10 protein-coding genes and 1 pseudogene are annotated in these 9637 nt (G+C 41.5%); 5 read left to right on the top strand and 6 right to left on the bottom strand.

Annotated elements, in window-relative coordinates:
- Window positions 1-381: pseudogene (locus Q4567_RS19710) on the bottom strand (signal recognition particle-docking protein FtsY); the annotation flags it as partial.
- Between the two features lie 179 nt (window positions 382-560).
- Here Q4567_RS19710 and rsmD point away from each other — a divergent pair.
- The gene (rsmD, locus tag Q4567_RS19705) at window positions 561-1148 is read left to right on the top strand and encodes a 16S rRNA (guanine(966)-N(2))-methyltransferase RsmD (protein WP_216049156.1); all 588 of its coding nucleotides are present in this window, start codon (window positions 561-563) and stop codon (window positions 1146-1148) included.
- On the opposite strand, the gene Q4567_RS19700 is transcribed toward rsmD, so the two are convergent.
- Together Q4567_RS19700 and Q4567_RS19695 are read right to left on the bottom strand one after the other, a co-directional pair.
- The gene (locus Q4567_RS19700; RefSeq protein ID WP_216049157.1) at window positions 1135-1725 is read right to left on the bottom strand and encodes a YjaG family protein; all 591 of its coding nucleotides are present in this window, start codon (window positions 1723-1725) and stop codon (window positions 1135-1137) included. The genes rsmD and Q4567_RS19700 overlap by 14 nt on opposite strands.
- On the bottom strand, window positions 1722-2321 hold the full coding sequence (locus tag Q4567_RS19695) for a YhgN family NAAT transporter (protein WP_216049158.1): 600 nt from the start codon (window positions 2319-2321) through the stop codon (window positions 1722-1724). The genes Q4567_RS19700 and Q4567_RS19695 overlap by 4 nt, the downstream gene beginning before the upstream one ends.
- Window positions 2322-2503: 182 nt before the next feature.
- On the opposite strand from Q4567_RS19695, the gene Q4567_RS19690 reads away from it, so the two are divergent.
- The gene (locus Q4567_RS19690; protein WP_216049159.1) at window positions 2504-2686 is read left to right on the top strand and encodes a helix-turn-helix domain-containing protein; all 183 of its coding nucleotides are present in this window, start codon (window positions 2504-2506) and stop codon (window positions 2684-2686) included.
- A gap of 94 nt (window positions 2687-2780) precedes the next feature.
- On the opposite strand, the gene pepB is transcribed toward Q4567_RS19690, so the two are convergent.
- Entirely contained in the window at window positions 2781-4073 is a 1293-nt protein-coding gene (pepB, locus tag Q4567_RS19685; protein ID WP_303501888.1) for an aminopeptidase PepB, read from the bottom strand.
- Between the two features lie 91 nt (window positions 4074-4164).
- On the opposite strand from pepB, the gene sfsA reads away from it, so the two are divergent.
- The 3 genes from sfsA (at window position 4165) to gluQRS (ending at window position 6470) form a co-directional block, all read left to right on the top strand.
- The gene (gene sfsA, locus Q4567_RS19680) at window positions 4165-4869 is read left to right on the top strand and encodes a DNA/RNA nuclease SfsA (protein WP_303501893.1); all 705 of its coding nucleotides are present in this window, start codon (window positions 4165-4167) and stop codon (window positions 4867-4869) included.
- Between the two features lie 225 nt (window positions 4870-5094).
- Entirely contained in the window at window positions 5095-5541 is a 447-nt protein-coding gene (gene dksA / locus Q4567_RS19675; RefSeq protein ID WP_216049161.1) for an RNA polymerase-binding protein DksA, read from the top strand.
- 80 nt (window positions 5542-5621) lie between these two features.
- Window positions 5622-6470, top strand: coding sequence for a tRNA glutamyl-Q(34) synthetase GluQRS (gene gluQRS, locus Q4567_RS19670; RefSeq protein WP_303501885.1), 849 nt, complete (start codon window positions 5622-5624; stop codon window positions 6468-6470).
- On the opposite strand, the gene treF is transcribed toward gluQRS, so the two are convergent.
- Window positions 6424-8004, bottom strand: coding sequence for an alpha,alpha-trehalase TreF (gene treF, locus Q4567_RS19665; protein ID WP_303501883.1), 1581 nt, complete (start codon window positions 8002-8004; stop codon window positions 6424-6426). The genes gluQRS and treF overlap by 47 nt on opposite strands.
- Window positions 8001-9272 (bottom strand): sugar MFS transporter, encoded by a 1272-nt coding sequence (locus tag Q4567_RS19660; protein WP_303501881.1) that lies wholly within the window; start codon window positions 9270-9272, stop codon window positions 8001-8003. Before Q4567_RS19660 ends, treF begins: the two co-directional genes overlap by 4 nt.
- Window positions 9273-9637: the final 365 nt, after the last annotated feature.

Here is a 9637-nt window from a genome sequence, read left to right as displayed (position 1 = left end):
CTCTGGCTCTGGCTGTGTTTGGGTCTGTTTCTTGTTATATTGATATGTCTTTGGCTGTGGCAGTGGCTCTGGCTCTGGCTCTGGCTCTGGCTCTGGCTCTGGCTCTGGCTCAACAGGATTTTGTTGGGTTGCAGCTATTTCGTCAACAACTTGGGGCTGTTCAGAAATAGTAACCGGGGAATCAATATCCTGTTCGACACTCACCGTTGCAGCAGCATTCGATTCTAACGCTTTAGGCTGCTCGTCCGAGGATTCGGATGCAGGAGATTCTTGCTTTCCGGTATCTTCTTCACTGACATTCTGTAACGTCTCATCTTGCTCGACAGATTGATTTGATTTTTCATCTTTATCTTTATTGAACCAGCGGAAAAATTTAGACATGCTTTAGTTAATTCTCTTGATAATGTGAGTCTGGAGTTTTGTCTTTATTAATAAACAAAAATCGACTGATATAAAGTTTCTTGATAGCAACCTGACTTTTCAAAAAGTGTGCATGCAGAAAAGCGACTAAAGGTATACACTATCGTCCAATTTTGACAATCATAGCATTTCTTGGATTCATGAAGCGAGGCGTAAAAAAGCAAAATGCCATCACCGGCTCAATCCGGGTGATAAGTGGCAAGTGGCGTGGCAGAAAGCTACCAGTTTTAGCGGCACAAGGTTTACGTCCGACAACCGATCGGACCAAAGAAACCTTGTTCAATTGGTTAATGCCTTATGTAAATGAAAGTCGTTGTTTAGATATGTTTGCTGGCAGCGGCAGCCTTGGCTTTGAGGCACTTTCAAGACATGCTACTAGTGCAACTTTTATTGAGTTAGATAAGGTCGCTGCGCAGTTAATCAGTAGCAATCTAGAAAAACTGCAAGTATCCGAGCAACAAACTAAAGTCATAAATGGGAATAGTCTTGAGGTTTGCGATAGACTAAAAGATACCTTTGATTTAATTTTTATTGATCCGCCGTTTAATGCCGGTTTAGTGCCCAAAGCAATCGATGTAATCCAAGCAAATCACTTAACCGTTACCGAAAGTGTTATTTACATCGAATGTGAAACGCAAAACCAGCACTACCAAGTTCCAGATAATTGGCGCTGTATCAAAGAAAAATCGACTCAGAGTGTGTCTAGTAAATTATTTATTGTGAATTAATCTCAATTCCGATATTCGATACGCCTTCACTGGTCGCCATTTCGCGTAGCACTTTCACACTTTTTGCCCCTTCAGGCATTGCGACTATTTGTTGCACCAATTCATTTTGAAACGCCACTTCCCACTGCATTAATGGGTGCTCTTTTATTTCTTGAGCACTCAACGACTGATCAGATACTAGTTCAACAAATGCTTCGACACTCCCTTGTGATAATTTGGAAACTATCACCGCACCTTGAGGTTCATCATTGGTTATCAGCGACATTATTGCAGCCAAAGAAATTGCCGCATCAATTGCTGGATATACACCGAAGCTATCATGTTCAGCAGCATCGGGAGTCACATCTTCAATTTTTTCCAACTGTAAAGCGAAATTAATTTTCGAGCCCGTACGAGACAACCACTGCCAAATCGATTCCAAAGACTTGTGGAATTGACCTTCATCATCGAATTCAGCTGTTTCGCAGAATAGCTGGAAATTAGGCTTCATACGTTCAGTTAAAGTGGCAGCGTATGCAACGGCATGCCAGCCAGTTAACTCACGAACTTTTTGAAATGTATTTAATTTAGAGGTCAATTGGTCACTCCCAGTGAAAAGTAATTACCTACGCCGTCGAGAAACATTTGTATCGACAACATAATCAAAATCATGCCCATTAAACGCTCAATCGCGATTAAGCCACGCTCTCCAAGAATCTTAAAAAATACACCAGAAAACATGAGAATGCTCGCGGAAACAGCCCAAGCTGAAAAAAGTGCTAACGACCAATCGAACATCCTTAGAGGATCTTGGTTAGCAAGCAATATCAGAGCAGCCAATAACGAGGGACCGGCAATCATTGGAATAGCTAAGGGAACAATAAAAGGTTCCTGCTCAGTTACATCGTCGTCATGGCTCCCTTTATTAGGGAAGATCATGCGAATTGCAATCAAAAATAAGATAATACCACCAGCAATGCTAACCGCTTGTTGTTTCACATTTAGGAAGTCCAACACGGCTTGTCCACTGAATAAAAAGATGAACATGATCAATAATGATAAAACCAACTCTCGCGCTAACACCTTACGACGACGTTTAGGCTCAATTGATTTCAAAATGGACATAAATATTGGTAAGTTTCCTAAAGGATCCATTATTAGAAATAACATTACCGCTGCAGACCAAATATCCATTATACCTCCATCAATTCGAATTTCGCGGCATTGTAAACCTATTTAGGGTATATCCATAATCGAATCCAAAACTATCGTAATTTCATAGGCAACCAAGCTTGAAAATCTAAACAGGCGATAAACTAGCAATATGACAACTTTACGCTTTAATTAAGTAAAAATGCACAATAGTGGAGGCTCCGATGAGTTTAATCAGCGTAACCGAGGTAGCTAATTTTTTAGGAGTAAAAAATCAAAGAGTTGAGCGTTTAGAAAGAGAAAGTCTGTTAACTTCTAAGGCGAAAGATAGTCAAGGTAAACCCTTGTTTGATAGAAACGAAGTGGAAAAATATAAAGAGTTTGCTGAGCGTGTAGGTGGTATTTAAAAGCTAGCTGGTATCTACAAATGATTTAACCAGCAGTTGCTAAACGGTTCACCAATAAATTAGTGAACCCTAAGTCTAGCTGAAAAAGTCACTTCTAAGCGTCTAATAACGCCTGTGCAATTCCTCTTATTCCGATTCCACTGCCACCAGCAGGCATATGACTAGTACCACTGCCATTATAAGCCGCTGCTAAGTCAACATGAATCCAACCTTTACCTTGGTTACCAACAAAACGCGACAAGAATCCAGCGGCGTTTGAAGCGCCACCGGCACCTCCACCTTTTTGTGCACGACTGTTTGCAGTATCAGCAAAAGGTGATGGACATTTATCTTGGTGCCATAACTCTAAGGGAAGCGGCCACACTGGCTCATTTTGTTTTTCTGATTGAATAATAAATTGTTGTAGTGCAGGTTTATCAAGTGAAAAAACTGCATTGTAATCTCCACCGGTAGCAGCAACAGCTGCACCAGTGAGAGTAGCTGCATCAATAATTAAAGGTGCATTGGTTTCACTGGCTGCCATTAAACCATCCGCCAACACTAAACGTCCTTCAGCATCAGTATTAACAATTTCCACTGTCACACCGTTTTTATAGGTTAAAATATCACCCAATTTATAAGCATGCCCACTGACTAGGTTCTCAGCACAACATAAGAATAATTTAACCCGCTTGTTCAATCCTTGCATGATGGCCAGTCCAAGTGCACCAACTACCGTTGCCGCCCCGCCCATGTCACACTTCATGCTCAACATGCCTTCACTACTTTTCATGCTGTACCCGCCACTATCAAAAGTAATTCCCTTACCCACTAAAGCCGCAGCTACAGCTGCATTTTCATCACCGCTGGGGTTGTAATCAACTTCTAATAGAACCGGGGGTCGTTCACTGCCTCGGCCAACGTTATATATGCCCACCCAGCCAGCTTTTGCCAACTCTTCACCGACACAGTATTTTACAGACACTTTGTCACCAGATAGCTCTGTTAGCCAGTCTACACTGCGTTTAGCCAATTCTTCCGGTGAAAGTTGTTCAGGCGTTTCATTGACTAAATCGCGGGTAAAACACAGCGCAGCGTAACGTTTTTCTAAGCTTTCTTTGTCACTATTTTCTAACCATTTAATCTCAGCAGCATTGCGTGCTCGACGATAACTAAATGCCAATGCCCATTGTTGTTCTTCACTCCAATCTCCAGATAAAGTGACGCCAGACAGATTCATTCCATCCAGTTTACGGGCAACCACCGCAATTTTGGACAATTGAGTATCCGTAGCATCTTTAGGGTTTAAGTGAATGGTGGCGGTTTCTGCAGCAAAACTAACTAATGCATTATCTCCCCAATGGGCTGAAGCGGGTTGATAACTGAGTTCGACTAAAAGATGTGACATACTGGTTTCCTTTTTCTTTGGCATCCATGATTAATTAGACTAAATCATGGAACAGTGTGCGCAGTCTAAAGCGCATGATATGAGAGGTAATATGCTGTTCCCCACTCCACTTATCAAGGGTAAGTTAATAAAACGCTATAAACGATTCTTAGCTGACGTGGAACTTTCTGATGGTTCAATCGTCACCGCTCATTGCCCAAATACAGGTGCCATGACGGGTTGCGGCGACCCCGGCTTTGAAGTGTGGTTAAGTCCATCGAATAACCCTAAACGGAAACTCGCATACACTTGGGAGCTAAGTAAAAATCACCAAGGCGACTGGATAGGGGTCAATACCCACAATGCGAATAAATTAGTTGCCGAAGCTTTTGCCCAATCAAAAATCAAAGAATTAGCTGAATACCAAGGGATTAAACCAGAGGTAAAGTACGGAGAAGAAAATAGCAGAATAGATTTTATGTTAACCTCTGACAATCTGCCCGATTGTTATGTTGAAGTAAAATCAGTTACATTACTGAGGGACGGGATTGGTTATTTCCCTGATGCAAAAACCCAACGGGGCAGTAAACACTTACGTGAACTAATTGTCATTGCTCAAGCTGGGAAACGCGCTGTATTGTTGTTTTGTAGTCAGCATACTGGCATCAAAAATATCCGAGTTGCTACCGACATAGATCCGGAATATTCGGCGACTTTACAAGCAGCAATGGCTGCGGGCGTACAAATTATCGCCTACGGCTGTAAAATCTCTGAAGAAAAACTACAATTAAATCAGCAACTAAGTTTCGATCTGTAAAAAAAAGGTTGATTTTTTATCTAAGGAGTCTATGTTTGCGAGTCGTAAAAAACAGCTCACCGTTTTTTATTCAAAAAAATTGGTATTTACTAGGCCAATTTTACCGCTGATAAGCGTAACAGTTACATATATTCGACCAAGCCTAATTTGCTAGGATAATAGCAATCTGCTATATATCCTCATTCGCTAAACAACGTTTGTGTCGTAGTGTAGGAGAATTGGCACATGCCAACTGGAAAAGAAAAAAGTTTAGGATTAATAGCACTAGCTGGTCTAACTCCTTATCAGGAGAAAGACGGCGAAGAGTATATGAACGATGCTCAACTCGAGCATTTCCGTAAAATATTGTCAGCATGGCGCTCTCAACTTCGCGAAGAAGTAGATCGTACTGTTCACCATATGCAGGATGAAGCGGCCAATTTCCCAGATCCAGTAGATCGAGCGGCTCAAGAAGAAGAATTCAGCTTAGAACTTCGTACCCGCGACCGTGAACGTAAGTTAATCAAGAAAATTGAAAAAACGTTAAAACGAATTGAAGAAGACGACTTTGGTTTTTGCGATGCATGTGGCATTGAGATTGGTGTAAGGCGATTAGAAGCTCGACCTACCGCTGATTTATGTATCGATTGTAAAACCCTAGCTGAAATTAAAGAAAAACAGCTACAAGGTTAATTTTTTTAAGTCGATTCCAAAGCCGCTAACCTGCGGCTTTTGTTGTTTCTAGAGCGTTAACTTTACGTTGGTGATTATTTATGAACCAAACAAGTTATATCGGTCGATTTGCACCAAGTCCATCTGGGCCACTGCATATGGGCTCATTAGTGACCGCTCTGGGAAGTTTCTTGCAAGCCAAAGTGAATAACGGCAAGTGGCTACTACGCATTGACGATATTGATCCGCCAAGAATCATGGCTGGCGCAATAGAAAGTATTCAGTTGACGTTAAAGGCCCATGGTTTGATTTGGGATGACGATGTCATTTTGCAAAGTCAAAACAGCCAATATTACGAACATATTTTATCGCAACTCAGTCGCCAAAATTTACTTTATCCTTGTGAATGCACACGAGCGCAAATCAAGGCTATTGGCGAATTCTATAGCGGCACTTGTCGAGATAAAAAACAGATACAAGCCCCATATTCCCTTCGGATAAAAAACCAATTTAACATATCGCAGATAAACGATGTTCGATTAGGACAACTCGAAGTAAATAGTAACGCAACCCAAGAAGATTTTATTGTTAGGCGCAAAGATGGATTGTACGCCTACCACCTAGCATCTGTGGCTGATGATATAAATTTAGGCGTTACCGAAATAGTTAGGGGAGAAGATTTAATAACGGCCACAGCATGCCAGTGGGCGTTATTTAAGACCTTGGGCAAGGCTCTGCCTCAATGTTTGCATTTACCATTGGTCAGGTCAGCTGACGGGCGCAAATTCAGTAAACAAAATCATGCGCCGGCATTGAATCTTAATAAAACAGAAGAAAACCTCATCGTCGCCCTGGATCATCTTAATCTACCTGTCCCTAAACATATTCCACAACAGACTCAGGCTATTTTAGATTGGGCAATTCAAGCTTGGGCTGATTCGACTCCATAAGTTGATAGAAGGCGCTAGTCACCCCGTTAGTCCAACCGAATCCATGCTGTACCTCGTACTCACCACCTTGCGCAACATGGTCAATTTCTTTGACGTTATATTTTTCCATTAAACTTCCATGGGCCTGAAAATAATGTTCTACGTTAGCGAGCCAGTTTTGCATGATCCGTGTCGCCAATTCATTCTGTTGGTATTGCTGTAACCCTTTAACAGCAAACCAATGTAATGGCGCCCAACCGTTTGGTGCGTCCCATTGCTGGCTACTTTGACACAAAGTGGTAAGCAAACCTCCAGCACATAGAAATTCGTTTTCCAATCGACTGGCCACGGCTTCGGCCTGTTCATGATTGGCAAGGTTAACGAATAGAGGCAACACACCGGCAAGAGACATCACCGCAGATTGACTGGTTGTTTTCAGATTAAAATCCCGATAGAAGTTATCTGTAGAATCCCAAAAGTAAGATTGTATGGTTACTTTACGAGTTTCCGATTTTTGCTGGTAAAGCTGACTTTTACTTTTTTGCCCTAACAAGTCCCAATACTGACTCAATAACACTTCAAGCTGATACAGCAAACAATTGAGATCAACAGGGATAATATCGGTAGTTTGGATACTTTGCAGATCTTCTGTATCCGCTAACCAGCGCGAACTGAAATCCCAACCTGATTCGCATGCAGCACGAATATGCCGATAGAAAGTGGATTTTTCATGGTCTTTTTTATGCTCAGCAGAATCTATATCCTCAGCATAAGATTCAGCTCGAGGACAAGCTTGCTCATCCCAATAGCGATTCAAAATCCCGCCATTTGGCATTCTGACTGAACGACGATGAGTTTGAAAAGGTTCACTCAACTGTTCAGCACCCGCCATCCAAAACGCATATTCAGAATCCATGGCTTCTACGCATTCCTTAAGAAAGTCTAGATCCTTATAGTTGCCCTCAGACTTGAACAGCATGTCTACCATTAAGCCCAATACTGGCGGTTGGGAGCGACTAAAATAATAACTGCGATTACCATTGGGAATACAGCCAATATCTTTCTGCAATTGAATAAAATTTAACACCATCGATTTGACTAATTCTTTGCGTCCAGAACTGAGCAAACCTAAAGAAGTGAAATAACTATCCCAATAATATATTTCCCTAAATCGACCGCCCGGCACCAAATAAGGAAACCGCAGTGGCAAAAGAGAATCTTTGCTATCGACATCTGGCTGCTTTTGTAAAAGTGACCATAAAGCTTCAATGTGTTCAGCAACGGTTTGATAACGAACATTTTCGGCCAGCTTTATCGGTTCGGGAAAGCTAAAATATTGCTCAACAAACTCCGCCAATTTGAAATGACCAGATGCTGATTGCTGTTCATATTGTTGGTAAATTTCATCCCAATCGGTTTTAGGCGTGGCATCTGCAAAGTGTTTACTGTCGGTAAACAGACCCGATGTTTGGACCTGATGAAATAATGCGCTGCTGAAAAAAGCCAAGCTTTGCTCAAAATTACCAGCGGTTTGACGTCCTATTAAAGTGCTCATGCGGCCTCTTCTATGTCGCGGCTTGAAAAAGGTGAAATTCGACCAGTTGAGCGTTTGAATAAAAATAGCGTGATTGCAATCAGTGCCATCGGTATCAAAGATAAATAAAACGCGCGTTGACCACCAAAAGACTCAAATACAATGCCGGTAATTATCGACCCTGTTGTTCCCCCAAGGGCGGAAAAGACCACGATTAATCCGGTCATGGGCGCATGCAGTGCTTTTTCTAGCGAACTTAACATCACTGAATTGATAACCGGATAAATAGGTGCCATCAGTATCCCCACAAGAGGTAATAAGTAGGCAGCGAGTGGTGCATCAAAGACGCTGGAGATAGTGCTGATTTGGCCAGCATTTTGAACTGCATTGGCCATCGGCAGACACAGCAACATCAATATGGCCATAAAAATTAAACAGATATTCAAAAACTTGTACCAATTCATGAAACGCAAAACTTGTCCTGCCAATAAACGTCCTATGGCGATAGCAGCGGCAAAAATACTGGTAATCTGAATACTGACATCTAAAGGTAAGTGCAATATTTCGTTGTTAAATGTAGGTAACCAAGTACCTATTCCCTGTTCAATTAAAACGTAAAAGAAAATGGATAACACAAATACCAAAACCAGAGGTCGGTAGGTGAGCTTAATCATCTCCATAAAATCGTCGATCAGGGGTCTAGTAAGTTCAGCTTTTGGCGCTTTTTTTATCGGTGAAAAAAGCACGGCTAATGCGGTTAAAACAGTGAATCCAGCAAGCCAATAATATACTTCCATCCAACGCAAAGAATGGGGAGCTTCTGCATCGATAAATCCGCTAAATAACCAGTAACCTGACAACACCCCCAGCATAAAAATACCTTCAATGGTATTCAGCAGTGATGCATGGCTTTTAGTATCATCTGACAACTGACCGACGATGCTATAAACCGAAACTTTAATTAGCGCGAAAGCCGTTCCGATACAGGCAAATAAAATTTGGATCATCATAAAGTCGGCAAACAACGGAGTGAGCGCACAGACCGCAGCAACCAATATTAAGGCTGCCATCATCGCCAGTTTGTAACCCACTCTAGGCACAAACGCTGCAATGGCAAAAGACACAAAGGCAATAGAAAGATCCTTGAATCCTTCTAAAGAACTGGCGATGGGCTTGCTGATATCGAAACTATTAATCGATTGTAGAATGACCGTCCCTACACTATTGAGCAAGATAGCAAAAATAAAATAACAAGCCGCAATGGCAAATATGGTCATAAATCTGGGCATTGAAATCACCATTAATGGCTATAATTTTGCTCCAAGTTAAGCAATTGATTAACTTCGAGCACTGTTGTGAAATAACGGATATTAGCGATACTCGATTACACCTAAATAACCTCATTAGTCATCTTCTAACATGCTCCATGAAGTGTCATTAACTCAATAAGTGACGCTAATCTTTGTTAAACATATGTAAAAATGCAATCGATTGCAATTATTTTTTATTCGGGTCTATAATCAGCCTAGATAAAAATAAAGTGGTGCGTAGCCAATGTTAAGCCGATTCGGAATGTTGGATGAATTCAGGTAATGATATTTTGCATCATTTAACCTGCAAGCTAACATCAATAGGGTGTACAATAGTGAATAGT

Origin of the sequence: Aliiglaciecola sp. 2_MG-2023 (assembly GCF_030548145.1) — a bacterium.
Taxonomy (GTDB): Bacteria; Pseudomonadota; Gammaproteobacteria; order Enterobacterales; family Alteromonadaceae; genus Aliiglaciecola; species Aliiglaciecola lipolytica_A.
This window is presented reverse-complemented; position numbering and strand designations above follow the sequence as displayed.